This window comes from Erythrobacter sp. (assembly GCF_023653175.1).
GTDB lineage: Bacteria > Pseudomonadota > Alphaproteobacteria > Sphingomonadales > Sphingomonadaceae > Erythrobacter.
This window is the reverse complement of the sequence record NZ_JAMNXL010000067.1, coordinates 1-17,538: the sequence shown is the minus strand read 5'-3', so window position 1 is coordinate 17,538 and position 17,538 is coordinate 1. Positions and strand designations below refer to the sequence as shown.

Annotated in this window: 16 protein-coding genes and 1 pseudogene; all 17 read right to left on the bottom strand. The window is 67.7% G+C overall.

What is annotated here, in order from left to right; all coding sequences use genetic code 11:
• The coding region (locus NBV68_RS09395; protein ID WP_296309113.1) for an alpha-hydroxy-acid oxidizing protein at nt 1–624 on the bottom strand (624 nt) is incomplete at its 3' end.
• 69 nt (nt 625–693) lie between these two features.
• On the bottom strand, nt 694–1,044 hold the full coding sequence (locus NBV68_RS09390; RefSeq protein WP_296309111.1) for a DUF393 domain-containing protein: 351 nt from the start codon (nt 1,042–1,044) through the stop codon (nt 694–696).
• On the bottom strand, nt 1,041–1,175 hold the full coding sequence (locus tag NBV68_RS09385) for a DUF2474 domain-containing protein (protein WP_296309109.1): 135 nt from the start codon (nt 1,173–1,175) through the stop codon (nt 1,041–1,043). Before NBV68_RS09385 ends, NBV68_RS09390 begins: the two co-directional genes overlap by 4 nt.
• 34 nt (nt 1,176–1,209) lie before the next feature.
• Nucleotides 1,210–2,205 (bottom strand): cytochrome d ubiquinol oxidase subunit II, encoded by a 996-nt coding sequence (gene cydB, locus NBV68_RS09380; protein WP_296309108.1) that lies wholly within the window; start codon nt 2,203–2,205, stop codon nt 1,210–1,212.
• The gene (locus NBV68_RS09375) at nt 2,205–3,659 is read right to left on the bottom strand and encodes a cytochrome ubiquinol oxidase subunit I (protein WP_296309106.1); all 1,455 of its coding nucleotides are present in this window, start codon (nt 3,657–3,659) and stop codon (nt 2,205–2,207) included. The genes cydB and NBV68_RS09375 overlap by 1 nt, the downstream gene beginning before the upstream one ends.
• Before the next feature lie 181 nt (nt 3,660–3,840).
• Nucleotides 3,841–4,518 carry a hypothetical protein gene (locus tag NBV68_RS09370; protein ID WP_296309104.1) on the bottom strand — a complete coding sequence of 226 codons (678 nt, stop codon included), beginning with the start codon at nt 4,516–4,518 and terminating at the stop codon, nt 3,841–3,843.
• Nucleotides 4,515–5,528 carry a sterol desaturase family protein gene (locus tag NBV68_RS09365; protein ID WP_296309102.1) on the bottom strand — a complete coding sequence of 338 codons (1,014 nt, stop codon included), beginning with the start codon at nt 5,526–5,528 and terminating at the stop codon, nt 4,515–4,517. The genes NBV68_RS09370 and NBV68_RS09365 overlap by 4 nt, the downstream gene beginning before the upstream one ends.
• A 135-nt stretch (nt 5,529–5,663) precedes the next feature.
• Nucleotides 5,664–6,575 (bottom strand): DNA-binding response regulator, encoded by a 912-nt coding sequence (locus NBV68_RS09360; RefSeq protein WP_296309101.1) that lies wholly within the window; start codon nt 6,573–6,575, stop codon nt 5,664–5,666.
• Nucleotides 6,565–8,046: an ATP-binding protein gene (locus NBV68_RS09355; protein ID WP_296309099.1), complete on the bottom strand. Its 1,482-nt coding sequence runs from the start codon at nt 8,044–8,046 to the stop codon at nt 6,565–6,567. The genes NBV68_RS09360 and NBV68_RS09355 overlap by 11 nt, the downstream gene beginning before the upstream one ends.
• A gap of 5 nt (nt 8,047–8,051) precedes the next feature.
• Entirely contained in the window at nt 8,052–9,821 is a 1,770-nt protein-coding gene (gene atzF / locus NBV68_RS09350; RefSeq protein WP_296309096.1) for an allophanate hydrolase, read from the bottom strand.
• Complete coding sequence (gene uca / locus NBV68_RS09345; protein ID WP_296309094.1) at nt 9,818–13,360, bottom strand: urea carboxylase; 3,543 nt, start codon at nt 13,358–13,360, stop codon at nt 9,818–9,820. Before uca ends, atzF begins: the two co-directional genes overlap by 4 nt.
• On the bottom strand, nt 13,357–13,995 hold the full coding sequence (locus tag NBV68_RS09340; RefSeq protein WP_296309092.1) for an urea amidolyase associated protein UAAP2: 639 nt from the start codon (nt 13,993–13,995) through the stop codon (nt 13,357–13,359). The genes uca and NBV68_RS09340 overlap by 4 nt, the downstream gene beginning before the upstream one ends.
• 22 nt (nt 13,996–14,017) lie before the next feature.
• Complete coding sequence (locus tag NBV68_RS09335) at nt 14,018–14,854, bottom strand: urea amidolyase associated protein UAAP1 (RefSeq protein ID WP_296309091.1); 837 nt, start codon at nt 14,852–14,854, stop codon at nt 14,018–14,020.
• Nucleotides 14,851–15,342, bottom strand: coding sequence for a CopG family ribbon-helix-helix protein (locus NBV68_RS09330; protein WP_296309087.1), 492 nt, complete (start codon nt 15,340–15,342; stop codon nt 14,851–14,853). Before NBV68_RS09330 ends, NBV68_RS09335 begins: the two co-directional genes overlap by 4 nt.
• A gap of 12 nt (nt 15,343–15,354) precedes the next feature.
• The gene (locus NBV68_RS09325; protein WP_296309084.1) at nt 15,355–16,143 is read right to left on the bottom strand and encodes an ATP-binding cassette domain-containing protein; all 789 of its coding nucleotides are present in this window, start codon (nt 16,141–16,143) and stop codon (nt 15,355–15,357) included.
• A gap of 3 nt (nt 16,144–16,146) precedes the next feature.
• Nucleotides 16,147–16,962, bottom strand: coding sequence for an ABC transporter permease subunit (locus NBV68_RS09320; RefSeq protein WP_296309083.1), 816 nt, complete (start codon nt 16,960–16,962; stop codon nt 16,147–16,149).
• A 4-nt stretch (nt 16,963–16,966) separates the two neighbouring features.
• A pseudogene (locus NBV68_RS09315) lies at nt 16,967–17,538 on the bottom strand (lipid kinase); the annotation flags it as partial.

The following is a 17,538-nucleotide window of genomic DNA, read 5'->3' as shown; positions in this document are numbered from 1 at the left end:
GTAGTTCTGCAGCACCTTGCCGCGCAATTGCGGGAAGTTCGAGGCGTTGAGATCGCGCGGCCGCCAGCCCGTCACCCAGGTATCGAGCGTCACCACCAGCGCGCTGTAGCCCGCCTCCTCGGCCCGGCGGATCAGGCTTTCGGCGAGTTCGCGGTTCTTGGGCGTGTAAAGTTGGAACCACGCGGGCGTGTCCCCGCAGGCCTGCTTGACGTCCTCGAGCGGATCATTGGCGAGCGTCGAGGCACAGAACGGCACCCCGGTCAGTGCCGATGCGCGCGCGGCGGCCATGTCGCCGTGACGGTCCTGCGAAGCCTCGCCGTTAAGGCCGATGGGAGCCATGAACAGCGGGGTCGGGTAGCGGTGGCCGAACAGCTCGATCGACAGGTCGCGCGTGCTGCAATCGACCATCATCCGCGGCACCATGCCCCAATGGTGGAAGGCGGCGGCGTTCTGATCCTGCGTGTGTTCATCCCCGCAGCCGCCCGCGACGTAGTTGGTGAGCATCGGGCCGAGCGCCTCGTGCGCGCGCTTTTCAAGCGTGGCGAAATCGACCGGGTAGGTGGGCAGGATGCCCTTGAGGCCGGCGTTGTAGATCTCGTTCTGCATCGCGCCGAAATAGGTCATGGCGGCGGTTCTCTCCCTTTGTGTTTGGCCGGGAGATCAGCCGATGCGCCGCCCGAGGGCAAGCGGTTTCTAGGCGAAGAAGCGTTGCAGGCGCGGGCGCAGGCGCAGGAAGCGGATGTAGAGCGCCTCGAGCAACTTGAGCACTGCGGGCGAGCGCGCTGCAAGGCCGAGCGGGCGCAGCAAGGGAATCGCGCGCCACATCGCGGCAAAGGCCGCGGCGCCATCGTGGATCACCCCGTCCTCCTCGGCATGGAAGCGGGCGAGGAGCTGCGCGCGGTCGACCGGGCAGGAAGGGTCGCTCCCTTGCGCGACATCGATGAAGGCGATGCGCCCGCGCCGGTCGAGCCGCCGCATCAGCGCGATCTCGCGCAGGCACAGCGGGCAAGCACCGTCATACCAGACCTTGACCGGGGCGCTCACGGCGCAATCCACAGGCGGATGATGTAAGCGACCGCACCCAACACCGCGACGCTCGCCGCCCAGATGCCCAGCATCCACAAGAGACGCTGCCAAAGCGGCCCCTCGGGCGGTTGCTCGGGGGGCATCAGCATGTTTGCTGTCCTACCGCTGCGCTACTTAAGGACATCAGTGATACCCCTCGTCCGCCACCTTGCCACGGAACACCCAATAGGCCCAGGCGGTGTAGCCGATGATCAGCGGCATGGTGATCGCGACGCCGACCAGCATGAAGATTTGGCTGCGTTCGGGCGCGGCGGCGTCCCAGATCGTCAGGCCGGGGGGCACGACATAGGGCCAGATCGTCACCCCGAGCCCGCTCATCCCGAGGAAAAACAGCGCGATGGCGAGCCAGAAGGGCTTGGAATTGCGGTCGCGCGTGATCGCACGCACCATCGAGACCGCAATGATCGCGGTCACCAACGGCACCGGCGCGACCCAGTAGATCTGCGGCGCGGTGAGCCAGTGGGCGGCATATTCGGCGTTGAGCGTGACGTTGTAGAGGCTCACCGCGCCCATCAGCACGATGGTGGCGATGGCAGCGCGCACCGCGAGCTTTCTCGCATGGGCCTGTTCCTCGCCGTCGAGCTTCCAGATCAGCCAGGTGCTCCCCAGCAGCGCATAGCCCGCGACCGTGCCGAGGCCGGTCAGCAGCGTGTACGGCGTGAGCCAATCCCACCAACTGCCTGCATACGACCTGTCGACCACCTCGATACCCTGCAGCAACGCCCCCAGCGTCATGCCTTGGGCGAGCGCGGCGACGAAGCTGCCGCCGGTGAAGGCCATGTCCCAGAACTTCTGGTGGCCCGGATCACGCCAGCGGTACTCGAAGGCGACCCCGCGGAACACCAGCCCCAGCAGCATCGCGATGATCAGCGGATAGGTCGCGGGCAGGATCACCGCATAGGCGAGCGGGAAGGCGGCAAACAGCCCCCCTCCCCCCAGCACCAGCCAGGTCTCGTTCCCGTCCCACACCGGCGCAATCGAGTTCATCGCCCGGTCGCGCTCCCGCCCGGCCTTGAAGGTCGGGAAGAGGATGCCGATGCCGAGGTCGAAGCCGTCCATCACCACATAGGCGAAGACCGCAAAGGCGATGATGAAGGCCCAGACGACGGTGAGGTCCATCACACCGGCTCCTTTTCGCCCGGCGCCTCGGTGGGGAGCGTCTCCTCGCCGCCGGGGTTCTGCGTCGGTCCGGGCGTAATCCCGGCGGTGCGGATCGGGCCGACATCGCCGCGCTTCACGCCATATTCGCCCGCGTGCGGCGGCTTGCTCATGAGCTTGAGCACATACCACACACCGATCCCGAAGACGGTGAAGTAGACCACGATGAACGCAAGCAGCGACGCCGCGACCGCAGGCGCATCGAGCGGGCTTGCCGCATCGGCAGTGCGCAGCAGGCCGTATATGACGAAAGGCTGGCGCCCGACCTCGGTGGTGATCCATCCGGCCAGCACAGCGGCAAAGCCCGAAGGGCCCATCAGCACGGCGGCGCGGTGAAGCCAGGGCATGTCGTAAAGCTTGCCCCTCATCCGCCCCCACAGGCTCCACAACCCGATCCCGAGCATCGCAAAGCCGATGCCGACCATGATGCGGAAGCTCCAGAACAGCATCCCCACCGGGGGCTCCCGATCATCCGGGATGGTGTCGAGGCCCGCGAGCGGCGCGTCGAGATCGTGCTTCAGGATCAGCGACGACATCTTGGGGATCTCGATCGCATAGCGCACCGTCTTCGCTTCGCTGTCGGGAATGCCGAACAGGATCAGTGGCGCGCCCTCGGGATGGCTCTGGTAGTGCCCTTCCATCGCCATCACCTTGGCCGGCTGATGCTCGAGCGTGTTCAATCCGTGCATGTCGCCCGCGAAGATCTGCGCCGGGGTGACGATCGCCGCCATCCACATCGCCATCGAAAACATCTTGCGGGCATGCGGGTTGGCGCGGTCCTTGAGCAGATGCCACGCGCCGACCGCGCCGACCACGAAGGCGGTGGTGAGGTAGGCCGCCATCACGGTGTGGACGAGCCGGTAGGGGAAGCTCGGGTTGAAGACGATGTCCCACCAGCTTGGCCCTGGCAGGAACTGGCCGTTCGCGCCGATCTCGTAACCGGTGGGGGTCTGCATCCAGCTGTTGACGCTGAGGATCCAGAAAGCCGAGACGAAGGTGCCCAGCGCCACCATGAAGGTCGCGAAGAAGTGCAGCTTCTTGCCGACCTTGTTCATCCCGAACAGCATCACGCCGAGGAAGCCTGCTTCAAGGAAGAAGGCGGTCAGCACCTCGTAGGCCATCAGCGGGCCGATCACCGGCCCCGCCTTGTCGGAGAACACCGACCAGTTGGTGCCGAACTGGTAGGACATCACGATCCCCGAGACGACGCCCATCGCAAAGGCGATCGCGAAGATCTTGAGCCAGTATTTGAACAGGTCGAGATAGACCGACTTGCCAGTCTTGAGCCACAGCCCCTCGAGCACCATGAGGTAGCTTGCGAGCCCGATCGAGAAGGCCGGGAAGAAGAAATGGAAGCTCACCGTGAAGGCGAACTGGATCCGTGCGAGCAGCAGGGCGTCGAGGTTTTCGAACATGGTGTGCAGCTAATCCCTTGCCGGCGGCGATCAATTGCTTTTGCCGCAACCGAGATACGCTTTGAAGCCGAAAGGGTTGCAGGGGCCACCCGAAAGCCCCCGCGAGAACGCGCGCCTGTGGCCCACAGCATTCGTCCGCTGCGGTAGAGATTGTAGCTTGCTAGGGCTTCGTGCGCCTGTCTTAAGCGGCGGGCGGCGGGCCTGCCAGAGCAGCGCGGAGGCGGCGGCGCACAAGGAATGGCTCGAGCCAGCGGCCGACCAGATAGATCGCCGCAAAGATGCCCGCCAGCACATAGCCCTCGTCGGGCGAATGGCGGCCCTCGTCCTTCTTCTCGTCCTTCTTCTTCTTGCTCGGATCTTCAGGCGCGGGCGCGCCGAGGAACTCGTCGACCGGGTTCAATTTCTTGACCGGCTTGGGCTTTTCTTCCTTCTTCTCGGCCTTCTCGCTGGCTTCGGCCCCGGCCGCTTCCCAGGCGTTGATCGCGATCGCCATTTGCGCAAAGCCGAGGAACAGCAGCGGGGTGAGGAAGCACAAGAGCAGCGCGTGGCTGAACAGGTCGAAGCGCAGCACCGCGCCGGCGCCCGCCTGCTCGATCCACATCCGCCCGCGGGTGAAGGTCGCCAGCTTGTCCTGCGCGGCCGGATTGCGCTTGGTGTAGGTCAGCACCCCGCCCTCCTCCGCCAGGGTGGTTCCGGGGGTGCGCAGCAGCGGATCGATCCGCGCGAAGGCCTCGGCAGAAGACATGCCCGCATCGACCGGCACTTCGCCGCGCACGCGCCAGATGTGGTCGATCAGCGGCAGGCTGAGCCCGGGCATGGCGCGGCGCGGCGTTTCGAGGGTTCCGGCTGCCGCGCTCACTCCGCGGGTTCCAGCTGGGGCTGCATTGCGCCCCCGCTACCGCCGCCAAAGCGCTTGGCGAACCACGCCTTGGTATCGCGCCACCCTTCGCGGAAGGGGAAGACCATCGTCTCGCCGATGTCCATCCGCCGCCCGCCTTCCATGCCGAGCACTTCGGCCTCGCCGTCGACACAGGTGCCGAAGATCCGGTCCCAGATGATCCAGGTGCCCGAATAATTGCTGCGGGTCGCCTCGTAATCCTGCGAGTGGTGGACCGAGTGGTGCTCGACGGTGTTGAAGATGAAGCGCCACCAGGCGGGCGTGTTGAAGCGCACGTTGATGTGCTGATAGACCGACACCGTCATCCCGATCGCACCCGCCAGCAGGAAGGCGCGCGGCAGGAAGTCGAAGAAGCCGCCGATCCCCAGCCCGATCAGGAACAGCTCGATCGGATTACCGACCGCGCCCTTCTGGACGTTGAGCTGGGTGATGTAGTGGTGCGGCGCATGGGTCAGCCACAGCGGGTGCCAGTTATGCATCGCGCGGTGCATCCAGTACTGCCCGAAGTCGAAGATCATCGAGATGATCACCGCCTGCACGAGCAGCGGCAGGCCGGTGAACCAGTTGAACTTCTCCCAATCGAAGGCGCCCTGCACCGCCTTGATGATCGCGCCGTCGCCGATATAGGCATCGACCATCCCGAGGAAGGTCATGCCGAGCCCGACATAGAAGGCGTCGGTGGCGAATTCCTTCCAGGTCAGCTGCCAGCTTTCGTAGCGCGGATTGACCCATTCGAGCACCAGCAGCAGCACCGTCCAGCCCAGCCGGATCGCGATCGCGGTCGAGGCGACGGCGAGCCAGTTGGGCGCGTAGTACCAGAAGGCAATCGCGGCGAAGAGCATGAAGGGCTGGAACCAGGTGAAGACGAACCGCTTGATCGGCCCGCCTTCGACCTTGCCGATATTCTCCCAGCCAACGGTCACGGGCGCATCGGCCCCGATGATCCGCTTGCCCACCTGAACTCCGGCCATGACGCACCCCTGCTTGAGAATTGTCGCATTCTTGCCCTGCCAGCCATGGCAACCTCGCGCGCGCGAGGAAGTGGGCAAATGACGTAGAACTGTGCGAACCCGAAGCAAGTAACTGTAATTGGACAGTCGAGCCGATCAGTCAGACATTAGTCTCACCGCAATCGCCGTCGCTGCCGCGCGGGTTTCCACCCCCAGTTTGCGAAACACCTGTTCGAGGTGCTTGTTGACCGTGCGCGGGCTTATACCAAGGATCTCGCTGATCGTCTTGTTGGTTTTGCCATAGCTCACCCACAGGAGCACTTCGGCCTCGCGCCGGGTCAGACCGGCCTGCTTCTGGAGCGCGGCGATCTTGCCGTCCTCGCGCACTTCGGTGAGCTTGACCAGCACCTCGCCCGGCCGGTCGCTTTCGAGCAGCACGAGATCGATCTCCATGCCGCGCACGCTGGCGCGGCTGGTGGCGGCGGGCTGCACTGCTTCGCCCGCGATGAGCGCGGCCACCGCCTCGCCGAGCGCTTCGGGGAGCCGCGCGGTTTCGGGCGTCCAGGCCGGATCGATCGCCAGAAACAGGCTATCTGCCTGCGGGGTCGACCAGGCGAGCGCGCCGTCCGTCCCCAGCGCGGCAAGGCTGCGACCGGCAAAGCCCAGCGCCACGCGCGAGCGGTGCGCCACGCGCGCATTGGCAAGGTGCACGCGAATGCGCGCCAGCAGCTCCTCGACGATGATCGGCTTCCTCACGTAATCCACTCCGCCCGTGCCGAGCGCGGCGACGACGTGTTCGGGATCGTTGAGGCCGGTCAGGAAGATCACCGGGATATGCGCAGTCTTCGGCGCGCGCTTGATGGCTTGAGTCGTCTCGATCCCGCTGATCCCGGGCATCACCGCGTCCATCAGGATGAGATCGGGCAGGGCCTCGCCAAGCAGTTCCAGCGTCGCCTCGCCGCTGCGTGCTATCAGCACGGTCATGCCCTCGGCATCGAGAGTGTCGACCAGGAACCGGAGCGAGTCCGGGTTGTCGTCAACGACGAGGATGGTGTCCTTATGCGGCATCGGCCTGCAGTGCTTTGGCAAGACCCGCGAGGGCCTTCAAGTCGAAGCTGTCGAGCGCAGCGCGCATCCGTTCGGCGAGCGGCGCGGCTTCGGGGGCGAGCGCGGCGATGGCGTCGATCTCGGCCTCGATCGCGCGGACATGGCCGATCCGCACCAGCCGCTCGATCTCGGCACAATGCGCGGCCGCGACCGGCGCGATGACCACCGGGAGCGCGGGCATGGCCGGCGCTCCGGGCGCGGCCGCGCGCGGCTCGCCGGCGGCGCGCACCCATTCGACGCCGAGCTGGTCGGCGACACAATCGAGCAGCGTGCCAAAGGCAAAGGGCTTCATGATGAAGGAGTCGTGATCGGCGCCGGGGCCCTCGGCCAGCGGAGCCTCGCCCGAGAGCATCACGATCCGCAAGGCAGCGCCATGGCGGCGGCGCAGATGGGCGGCGATCTGCCAGCCGTTATCCGCCCCCAGCGCCACGTCGCACAGCACCAGATCGGGCTGGAACTGCGCGGCCAGCGCGAGCGCGGTTTCGCCGTCGCTGGCGGTGCGCACCTGGAAGCCCAATGGCTCGAGCAGACCGCGCACAACTGCCAGCTGCGCTGCGTCATCGTCGATCAGCAGCACCCAGCGCTCGCGCCCGATATAGCCCGTCACCGCGCCGGCCTCGGGCGCAGGCTCGCTAGGCGGGGTGAGCGGCTGCGAGAGCATCAGCCGCACGGTGAAGCGCGATCCTTCGCCCGGCACGCTGTCGAGCCGGATCTCGCCGCCCATGATGTGCACCAGCGCCTGGGTGATGGCGAGGCCGAGCCCAACGCCGGGGCGCTCGGCCGCCGGGCCGCCGACCCGCTCGAAGGGGGCGAAGATGCGGGCCGCATCCTCGGCTGCGATGCCGATGCCGGTGTCGATCACGGTAAAGGTGGCCAGCTCGTTGCGGTACTCGACCTTGAGCGTCACCGCGCCTGCGTCGGTGAACTTGATGGCGTTGGTCATCAGGTTGATCAGCACCTGCCGCAGGCGCTTGGGATCGGCGTGGACGAACTCGGGCAGGCGCTCGGGCCGCTCAAGCACCAGCGCGAGGCCTTTCGCCTGCGCCTGAAGGTCGAGCATCGCCACCAGCTGGTCGAGGAACTCGGGAAAGCGGATCGCCTCGCGCGAGAGCGTCATCGCCCCGCCTTCGACCTGGGCGATGTCGAGCAGGCCTTCCACAAGATGCGCAAGGTGCTCGGCGCTGCGGCGGATCACGCGGGCGGCGGCGAGCTGGTCCTTGCCTTGCCCGCGCTCGATCAGCTGGGCGTAACCGTAGATCGCGTTGAGGGGCGAGCGGATCTCGTGGGCGACGCTGGCGAGAAAGCGGGTCTTGGCCTCGTTGGCAGCCTCGGCGGCGTCGCGTGCGGCGGCAAGGCGCGCGAATGCCTCCGCCTCGGCGGGCGCGGGCTCGCCCCCCTCGCGCTTCAGCCAGTCAAGGATCCGCCCCGCCATGCGCTCTACCGGGACGCGATGTAGGCGCGCCAGCCGCCCAGATGGGTGATGTCCTCCGCGCCGCTGAGCGCGCGCGGCTCGGCGACGAAGCCCTTGACGCTGCTTCCGTCCGCCAACGTCACGGTGCCGATCGCGAGCGGCGGCGGAACCTCGGCGACGAAGCTGCCGAAGCTGGCAAGGTCAAGCTCGTAGACCTCGAGCGCAATTCCGGCACCCTCCTCGCTGTGCACCAGCGCCGGCTTGGGCGGCACGCTGTCGGCCATGGCATAGAGCCGGTAGTTGGGCGCGGTGGTGGCCGCGCCGACGAAGCTCGCGCCCCGGCTGGTAAGCTGCCAATGCAGCGGCATGCCTTCGAGGTGGGCGCCGACGACGGCGAGTTTGACGGTGTCCATGTGGTCTCCAAGGTCCAGTGGTGGTGGGGGCTTCAGGGCGGCTACGGACAGATAGGCCTGCGCGAGGGCGATCAATGCCTTGTCGCTATGGGCCGGGGCGATCAGGGTGATCCCGAAGCCGGTATTGTTGGACCTTGCGCCCGCCGGGACGGCGATTGCGGCCATGTCCAAGAGATTGACGAAATTGGTGTAGCGCCCAAGGTTGCTGTTCAAGGCCACCGGCGCCTCGAGCAGCTCGGCCACGCGGTAGATCGTGCCGGTGGTGGGGAAGGCGAGCGCATCGACCTTGCCCCACAAGGCCTCTGCCCCGCGGGCGAGCTCCGCCAGCCGGTAGATCCCGTTCCACAACTCGGTCGCGAGAATGGTGCTGCCGGGCTCGATCACCTCGCGCACCACGGGGTCGATGGCGAGCGGGTTGCTTTCCAGCAGCGGCAGGATCGCGGCAGTGCGCTCGGCCACCCAGGGGCCGCCGTAAAGCAGCTGCGCAGCTTCGAGCAGCGGGGCGATGTCGATCTCGACCAGCTCCGCCTCTTGCGCGAGCGCGGCGAGCGCGCCCTCGTAAAGATATTCCGCCTGCACATCGCCGAAGAACTGGCGCTGGTCGCGGCGCGGCACGCCGATCCGGCGCAAGCCTGCCAGCGGCACATCGCGCGCCGGGCGCGACCATGCGTCCTCGGCGTCGAACCCCGCCAGCACCTCGTCGACCAGCGCCGCATCGCCGAGCGCGTCGGTGAACACCGTGATGCAATCGAGGCTCCGGCAGGCTGGCACCAGCCCGCGCGTGCTCCAGCGGCCCTTACTAGGCTTGAGGCCCACCAGATGGTTGAACGCCGCAGGCACCCGCCCCGACCCCGCCGTATCGGTGCCAAGCGCGAAGGCCACCAGCCCCACCGCCACTGCCACCGCCGAGCCCGAACTCGATCCTCCGCTAACATAGTCGCGGTTATAGGCGTTGCGCGGAATTCCGTAGGGACTGCGCGTGCCGACCAGCCCGGTCGCGAACTGGTCGAGATTGGTCTTGCCGACGCAAATCGCCCCTGCCGCCTCGAGCCGCTCGATCACCGTCGCCGAGCGCTCCGGCTGGTAGGCAAAGGCGGGGCAGGCGGCGGTGGTCTCGAACCCGGCCACGTCGATATTGTCCTTCGCCGCATAGGGCACGCCCGCCAGCGGCAGGCGCTCGCCAGCCGCGACGCGCGCATCGATGGCGCGGGCGGCCGCGCGCAAGGTCTGCGGGTCGGCGCGGGCAATCCACAGCTGCGGCTGCTGCGCATCATAGGCGGCGATCCGCGCGAGCGTTTCCTCCATCACCGCCAGCGCGGAGGTCGCGCCGCTGCGCACGCCTTGCGCAATGACGCCGGCGCTGAGGCGGGTGAAGGCGCTCATGAGGCCCTCCTGAGGGCCAGCATCGGCGCGCCGGGATGGAGCGACTGGCCTTGCGCGATATAGACCGCCTCGACCGTGCCGCTCGCAGGGGCCTCGAAGGGACATTCCATCTTCATCGCCTCGATCACCGCAATCACCGCGCCTTCGGCCACGGTGTCGCCCGGGCTGACAAGCAGCTTCCACACGCTCCCGCCAAACGGGGCCTCGATGAGTTCTGCGCCTTCGGGCACCTCGACCGCCGCCGCATCGCCCGCGCCAGCGTCCGCGCCGAGCAACGCGCTGACGCGGTCGAACTCGCCCGAGGCTTCCCACGCAGCGCGCTCGGCATCGAAGGCGGCCTGACGGGTGGCTTCAAAGGCGGCGATGCTGGCGGCATTGTCAGCGAGGAAGGCGCGGTAATCGGCGAGGCGAAAGGTGGTCTCCTCGATGGTGATCGAGCGCCGCCCATGCGGAAAGTCGCGCCGCCAATCGGCGAGTTCCTCCGCGCTGACGGGAAAGAAGCGGATCTGGTCGAAGAACCTGAGCAGCCACGGCTTGCCGCCGACGAAGGCGTCCGTCTGCCGATGCGTGTTCCACACCTGAATGGTGCGCCCGAACAGCTGGTAGCCGCCCGGCCCCTCCATCCCGTAGATGCACATGTAAGCGCCGCCGATCCCCACCACATTGGGCGGCGTCCAGGTGCGCGCGGGGTTGTATTTGGTGGTGACCAGCCGGTGGCGCGGATCGAGCGGGGTGGCCACGGGGGCACCGAGGTAGACGTCGCCGAGGCCGAGAACCAGATAGCTCGCATCGAAGATCAGGTCCTCGACTGCCCCGGCGTCGGGAAGGCCGTTGATGCGGCGGATGAACTCGATGTTGTCGGGGCACCACGGCGCATCGTCGCGCACGGCGGCGATGTATTTGTCGATGGTCTCCTGCGTCGCCGGATCACGCCAGCTCAGCGGCAGGTGGACGATGCGCGAGGGGGCCTCAAAGTCGGCAAGGTCGCCCATCGCCTCCTCGGCTGTCATCAGCGCAGCGAGCGCCCCTGCCTGATCGAGCGCGGCGCCGTCGAAATGGAGTTGCAGCGAGCGGATGCCCGGGGTGATGTCGATCACGCCTGGCAACGCCATCGCCTCCAGCGCCTGCATCAATGCATGGATGCGGATGCGCAGTTCGATATCGAGGACGATTTCGCCGTATTCGACGAGGATGTTGCGATCCCCCTGCTGGCGGTAGGTGGTGCGCGGGCGGGTGGCGGTGGCGGGCAGCTCGGCGAGGATCGGCGACAGGTCGGCGATGGCGCGGGGCGCTGCGGTGTCGGCGATGCTCACCGGCACGAAGCGCACCCGATCGTCGGGGCTCAGTTGCCCGATCTTCCAGCGGTCTGCCGCGATCACGGTGAAGGGGCAGACGAAGCCGCCCAGCGAGGGCCCGTCGGGGCCAAGGATGATCGGCATGTCCCCGGTGAAGTCGACCGCGCCGATGGCATAGGGGTTGTCGTGGATATTGGAGGGGTGCAAGCCCGCCTCGCCCCCGTCGCGCCGCGCCCATTCGGGCTTGGGGCCGACAAGGCGCACCCCGGTGCGGTTGGAATTGTAGTGCACCTGCCATTCGGCGTCGAGGAAGGCGGCGATGTCCCCGTCGGTGAAGAAATCGGGCGCGCCGTGAGGGCCGTAGAGGACGCGCAAGGCCCATTCGCGGCCCAGCGGCGGGAGCGGCGCGGGCGCGGGTTCGCCGGTCGGCGCGTCGCCGAGATGCAGCACGTCGCCCGCCACCAGCGCACGCGCGGCCGGGCCACCGAACTGGCCGAGGGTGAAGGTGCTTGAGCTGCCGAGATAGGGCACCACGTCGAGCCCGCCCGCGATCAGGATATAACCGCGCATCCCCCCGCCCGAAGCGCGGCCCATCGCAAGGGTCTGCCCGGCGGCGATGGCGAGAGGTGCCCCGCGCGGCACAGCAACACCGTCCAGCGCCGCGCCGAAATCGGCGCCGGTGAGGCAGATGGTCGCGGGCGCCTCGAACAGCAGGGTCGGGCCGCTGGCGGTGACTTCGAGCCCGGCCGTGCCCTCGGGATTGCCGAGGATGCGGTTGCCGAGACGGAAGCTCTTGTCGTCCATCGGGCCCGAGGGCGGCACGCCGACATTCCACAGCCCGAGCCGCCCTGGCCAGTCCTGTACCGAAGTGGCGGTGCCCCCGCCGATCACGCGGAGCGCGCGGCGCTGGTAGGTGACGCCCTCAAGCAGTTTCGTGGAGACTTGCCCCGAGGTGAAGCCCTCGTGCCGCACCACCTCGCGCAGCCAGCGAAGATTGGTCTCGATCCCGTCGACGCGGGCTTCATCGAGCGCGGTCTGCATGGCTGCGATCGCCTCCTCGCGGGTCTGCCCCCGCGTGATCAGCTTCGCCAGCATCGGATCGTAAAAGGCGCTGACCTCGCTGCCCGCCATCACCCAGGTCTCGGCGCGGATATTGTCCGGGAATTGGACATTGGTGAGCGTGCCGACGGTCGGGCGGTAGTCTTGTCCCGGGTCTTCGGCATAGAGCCGCACCTGCACCGAGTGGCCACGCGTGACCGGCGCAGGCGCGTCGAGCATCGCGAAATCGCCCGCCGCACCGCGGATCATCCATTCCACCAGATCGATCCCGGTCACCTCCTCGGTGACGCCGTGTTCGACCTGGAGGCGGGTGTTCATTTCGAGGAAGAAGAAATCCTCCCGCGCCGCATCGTAGAGGAACTCGACCGTCCCTGCCGAGAGATAGCCTGCGGCCTCGCCCAGCTTGACAGCGGCGCCGATTAGTTCGGCGCGCTTGGCGTCCGAGAGGCACGGTGCAGGGGCCTCCTCGACGACCTTCTGGTTCCTGCGCTGGAGCGAGCAATCGCGCTCGCCCAGGGCCATGACGCGGCCCTGCCCGTCGCCAAAGATCTGCACCTCGAGGTGGCGCGCGCGGGGCACGTAGCGTTCAAGGAAGACGCCTGCATCGCCGAAGCTCGCCTCGCCTTGGCGCACCACGGCGGCAAAGCCCTCGCGCACGGCGACCTCGCTCTCGCACACCCGCATGCCGATGCCGCCGCCGCCTGCGGTCGCCTTGAGGATGACGGGATAACCGATCCGCGCCGCCGCTTCCGCCGCTTCGTCCTCGCCCGTTAGCAACCCGGTGCCGGGGGCGAGCGGCAGCCCGTGGGCCTCGGCCAGCGCGCGGGCGGAGTGCTTGAGGCCGAAGGTGCGGATGTTGTCCGGCGTCGGCCCGATGAAGGCGATGCCTGCCGCCGCGCAGCTTTCCGCGAACTCGGCATTTTCGGCGAGGAAGCCATAGCCTGGGTGGATCGCCCCTGCTCCGGTCGCCTTCGCGGCCGCAAGGATCGCCTCCACGTTCAGATAGGACTGCGCCGCCGGGCCCGGCCCGATGCACACTGCTGTGTCCGCCGCGCTGACATGCAGCGAGCCTGCATCCGCGTCCGAATAGACCGCCACCGTCCGCAGCCCCATCGCGCGCGCGGTGCGGATGATCCGCGTCGCGATCGCGCCCCGGTTGGCGATGAGGACGGTGTCGAAGCTCATCCCGCCGCGACGATCATGCGCACCGGCGTCGGGTTGAAGCCGTTGCAGGGGTTGTTGATCTGCGGGCAGTTGGAGACGACCACGATCACGTCCATCTCGGCGCGCAGATCCACCGTCAGGCCCGGCGCCGAGATGCCGTCGACGATGCCGAGGGTGCCGTCTTCTTCGACCGGCACGTTCATGAAGAAGTTTATGTTGGAAACGATGTCGCGCTTGCCGCGACCTTGGCGAAGGTTCGCCTCGAGGAAATTGTCGACGCAGGCATGCTGATGCCGCGTGTGATGACCGTAGCGCAAGGTGTTGCTTTCGCACGAACAGGCGCCGCCAATGGTGTCGTGATATTCGACGGCGGAATCGACGATGGTCATAAGCGGATTGCCCTCGTTCGAGAGCAGCACGGTGCCGGTCCTGAGGAACAGGTTGCCTTGCGCCGCGACCGTGTCCTGCGCCGAATAGCGTTCGGCATCGTCGGCGGCGGAATAGATCAAGAAATCGACCGCCTGGTTGCCCTCGACATCGACGATCCGCAGAACCTGTCCGCTGCGCACATGATGCAGCCACGGCGCGCGCGCGGGCACGATCTCGTCGTGGATGATGGTGCCGGTAAGGCCGGAGAGGGCCGGATCGCTGGTCATGTTCTGGTGCTTCCGGAGGAGGTTAGCGGCGGTAGTAGTCTTCGGTGTTGAGGAAGGCGCGCAGGCCCTCGGGCGTGGCATTGCGCACAGGGTCTTCCGCGGGGGGCACAGGCCCGCGCCACGCGGTGATGCGCAGCGCAGTCGAGGCATATTCGGAGCGCGGGTCGAGGACGTGGGGGCAGTTGGCAATCACCACGATCACCTCCATCTCGGCGCGCAGCAACACCGCGCGCCCGCCCGCGAAGGGGCCGACGACGGGCGTGATGCTGCCATCGGCCTCGATCCGGGTGCCCTTGAACAGGTTCACCGCCGGGTGGACATCGCGGCGGGTGAGCCCGTGCTTGGCCGCGCCCAGGATCAGCCGGTCGCGCCCGTTGGGATAAGCGCCGGAGTTCCTCCCCTCGCCATATTTCGTGAGGTTACCGGCTGCATTGGAGACGCCGCAGAAGGTGTCATGCGTCCCCGCGCCATCCTCCACGATGCTCGCCAGCACACGGCCCATGTCGCTCAGCAGCAGCTTGCCTGCGCCCAGATAGGCGTTCCATTGCACCTTGACCGTATCGGCGACATTCAGCCGCTCGGTCGGCAGTTCGGCGTTGAAGATGTTGACGCTGGCGCAGGCATCGCCCGCCTTGTCGATCAGCCGCAGCCGTGTGCCGCGCGCAAGGCGGCGCGAGGTATAGCCGCCCGGCGCGACGGTCTCTTCCCACACGAGGTCGCTGGCCGCGACGCCTGCGGGCAGATCATCGGCCACCGGCGGAAGGATCGGCATGGTCTCGACCCGCGTGCCGCCTTGGGCGCGGGCGTGCTCGCGGGCTGCCTTTGGGTCACCAAGGGCTTGATCGGCGGTTCCGCTCATTCGGCGGCCTCCTTGACCGGAACGGTGTCCTGTTCGTGGAGCGGCGGCAGCAGCGCGGTGGTGGTGACCAGCTGCAATTGCTGGACACCCCGGATGGCCCGCAAGGCATCGCACAATTGCTTGAGCCGCACCGCCGGGCCCTGCACCAGCAGCACTTCGAGCGACTGATCCTCCTCGAGGAAGACATGCTGCGAGGAGATCACTTCCTTGAGATAATCCACCTGCGTTTCGGCAAGCTGCTGGCGCACCCGCCCGGCCCCGCCCGCGTAGACGATGGTGATGGTGCCGGCGAGCATGTCCTCGGGCCGGGTCAGCGCCTCATGCTCGGCGAGCGCATGGCGGATCAGCTCGGCGATCAGCTGTGAGCGCGAAGGTAGCCCGCGCTCCTCCACCATCATGTCGAGCTGGCGGAACAGCTCGGCCGGCAGGCTCATGCTGAGGCGCGCCAATCGTGCAGGTTCGGGCCGGGACGGTTCGGGGGAGCTCATGCGGCGAACATTTCAGTTATTAACTTTCGTGTCAATCGTAATACCAAGCGCCTCGTCTGCCGCTTCGGCGGCCTGCTTCTCCGCCTGCTTGCGGGTCAGTTCGAGGTCATAGACCACGCCTGCCCCATAGCGCTGCGGGGCGTGCGGATCGTGGCGGCGCTTGTCGAGCGTAAGCACGCGGGTGCCGAGCCCGAAGGCCTCCTTGATGTCATGGGTGACCATGATGATGGTCAGGCCGTGCTCGCGCCACAGCCGTGTGATGAGCGCGTGCATGTCGCCCCGGATGCCCGGATCGAGCGCGCCGAAAGGCTCGTCGAGCAGCAGGATGCGCGGCCGCTTGATCAGCGCCTGGGCGATCGCGAGACGCTGCTGCATCCCGCCCGACATCTGCGCGGGGTAGAGGTGGCGACTGTCGGCCAGCCCGACCTGTTCGAGCATCGCCTCGGCCTCGGCCACCGCCGCCCGGCGGGCACTGCCGAACAGGCGCGCGGTGAGCGGCGAGGCGGCGAATTCGAGCCCGAGCAGGGTGTTGCCGAGCACCGTCAGATGGGGGAAGACCGAATAGCGCTGGAACACCACGCCGCGGTCCGGCCCGCATTCGGTGGGGAGCAAACCGCCGTCGAGGGTGATGCGCCCCCGCGTCGGCTGCTCCTGCCCGAGGATGACGCGCAGCAGGCTGCTCTTGCCCGCCCCCGAGGGGCCGATGATCGAGACGAAGGACTTCTCCGCAATCTCGAGCGAGATGCGCTCGAGCACGACCTTGTCGCCATATTCGACCCAGACGTTGCGCAGGGACAGCATGGCTCAGCGCGCCCCCAGGTGGGCCCAGCCGAACAGCCGCCGGCTGCCGCGGGAGAGCGCGAGGTCCATCACCACCGCCAGCAGCGCGATCCACGCGACATAGGGGATGATCACGTCCATCGCGAGATAGCGCCGCACGAGGAAGATGCGGTAACCGAGGCCCACGTCAGCCGCGATCGCCTCGGCCGAGATCAGGAACACCCAGGCGGGGCCGAGGGACAGGCGCAGGCCCTCGAACAGCCGGGGCAGCGCCTGCGGCAACGCGACGCGCAGGATCACGCCCCACGAGTTCGCACCGAGCGTCAGCGCCTTGACCACCTGTTCGCGCGGCAAGGCACCGATGTGGCCCGCGACATCGCGGATCATGAAAGGCGCAACGCCGATGACGATCAGCGCCACCTTGGCGGTCTCGCCGAGGCCGAAGACGATGAACAGGATGGGGAGCAGCGCGACCGGCGGGATCACCGCGATTCCCGTGACCAGCGGACCGAGGGTGCTGCGGACCGGCGGCAGGGCACCCAGCGCCAGCCCGACCAGCAGCGCGGAGAGTGTCGCGATCCCCAGCCCCGCACCGAGCCGCCACAGGCTGGCAATGGTATCGGCCCAGAACAGGTACTGGCCCGAAAGCTGGTCGGGCTCGAACAAGAGCCCCGCCATCGCCGACGCCATCGCCCCGGGCAGGGGCAGGATCTTGTCGGCGGGGTTGTCGGCGTGACGCGCGGCGGCGGCGATGATATAGGCCAGCGCCAGCACCAGCAGCGGGGCCGCGCCGAGCAGCAGGCTGCCGCGCCGCCCGGGATTGGCGGTCACCCAGCGCATGCGCTTACAACTTCCCGTCCGCAGCCATCTGCATATAGGTCGGATCGAAGCGCAGCGTGATCGCAGACTTGTCTCCGAGGGTCTTGCCGCCGGGGAACTCCATCCCCACCGCATCGGCCGATTGCGCGCCCTGCCCGAACAGGCCTTGGGCAAAGGAGAAATCGCGCACCCGGGTCATGGTGGTGATGAGGTCGCCCGAGGCCATCGCCGCCACCGCCGCCTTGGGGTCGGTGTAGAGGACGGTGGTCGCCAGCTGGCCCTCGAAGGCCGCCGCATCGGTGCCCGCCAGCTTCGCCATCGCCGCGCGCGCGGCGGCGCCCTCGGCGTCCTGCTTCGCCATCAGTGCCATGGTCTCGAACCAGATCCCGGCAAGCGCCTTGCCGAGGTTGGGGTTGGCCTTGAGCGTGGCGGTGTCGACCACCATCAGGTCGAGGATCTCACCGGGAATATCGGCCGAGGTGAACACCGCCTTGGTGCCCGCGATGCCCTTCATGGTGGTGACCTGCGGGTTCCACGCCACCGCCGCGTTGACCTCGGGCGAGGAGAAGGCGGCGGCGATGTCGGCATCCGAGGTGT

Coding starts and splice junctions, on each gene's coding strand:
- NBV68_RS09385 (WP_296309109.1), bottom strand. CDS start 1,175: ATGCTGATGCCCCCCGAGCAACCGCCCGAGGGGCCGCTTTGGCAGCGT.
- cydB (WP_296309108.1), bottom strand. CDS start 2,205: ATGGACCTCACCGTCGTCTGGGCCTTCATCATCGCCTTTGCGGTCTTC.
- NBV68_RS09375 (WP_296309106.1), bottom strand. CDS start 3,659: ATGTTCGAAAACCTCGACGCCCTGCTGCTCGCACGGATCCAGTTCGCC.
- NBV68_RS09365 (WP_296309102.1), bottom strand. CDS start 5,528: ATGGCCGGAGTTCAGGTGGGCAAGCGGATCATCGGGGCCGATGCGCCC.
- NBV68_RS09360 (WP_296309101.1), bottom strand. CDS start 6,575: ATGCCGCATAAGGACACCATCCTCGTCGTTGACGACAACCCGGACTCG.
- NBV68_RS09355 (WP_296309099.1), bottom strand. CDS start 8,046: ATGGCGGGGCGGATCCTTGACTGGCTGAAGCGCGAGGGGGGCGAGCCC.
- atzF (WP_296309096.1), bottom strand. CDS start 9,821: ATGAGCGCCTTCACCCGCCTCAGCGCCGGCGTCATTGCGCAAGGCGTG.
- uca (WP_296309094.1), bottom strand. CDS start 13,360: ATGAGCTTCGACACCGTCCTCATCGCCAACCGGGGCGCGATCGCGACG.
- NBV68_RS09340 (WP_296309092.1), bottom strand. CDS start 13,995: ATGACCAGCGATCCGGCCCTCTCCGGCCTTACCGGCACCATCATCCAC.
- NBV68_RS09335 (WP_296309091.1), bottom strand. CDS start 14,854: ATGAGCGGAACCGCCGATCAAGCCCTTGGTGACCCAAAGGCAGCCCGC.
- NBV68_RS09330 (WP_296309087.1), bottom strand. CDS start 15,342: ATGAGCTCCCCCGAACCGTCCCGGCCCGAACCTGCACGATTGGCGCGC.
- NBV68_RS09325 (WP_296309084.1), bottom strand. CDS start 16,143: ATGCTGTCCCTGCGCAACGTCTGGGTCGAATATGGCGACAAGGTCGTG.
- NBV68_RS09320 (WP_296309083.1), bottom strand. CDS start 16,962: ATGCGCTGGGTGACCGCCAATCCCGGGCGGCGCGGCAGCCTGCTGCTC.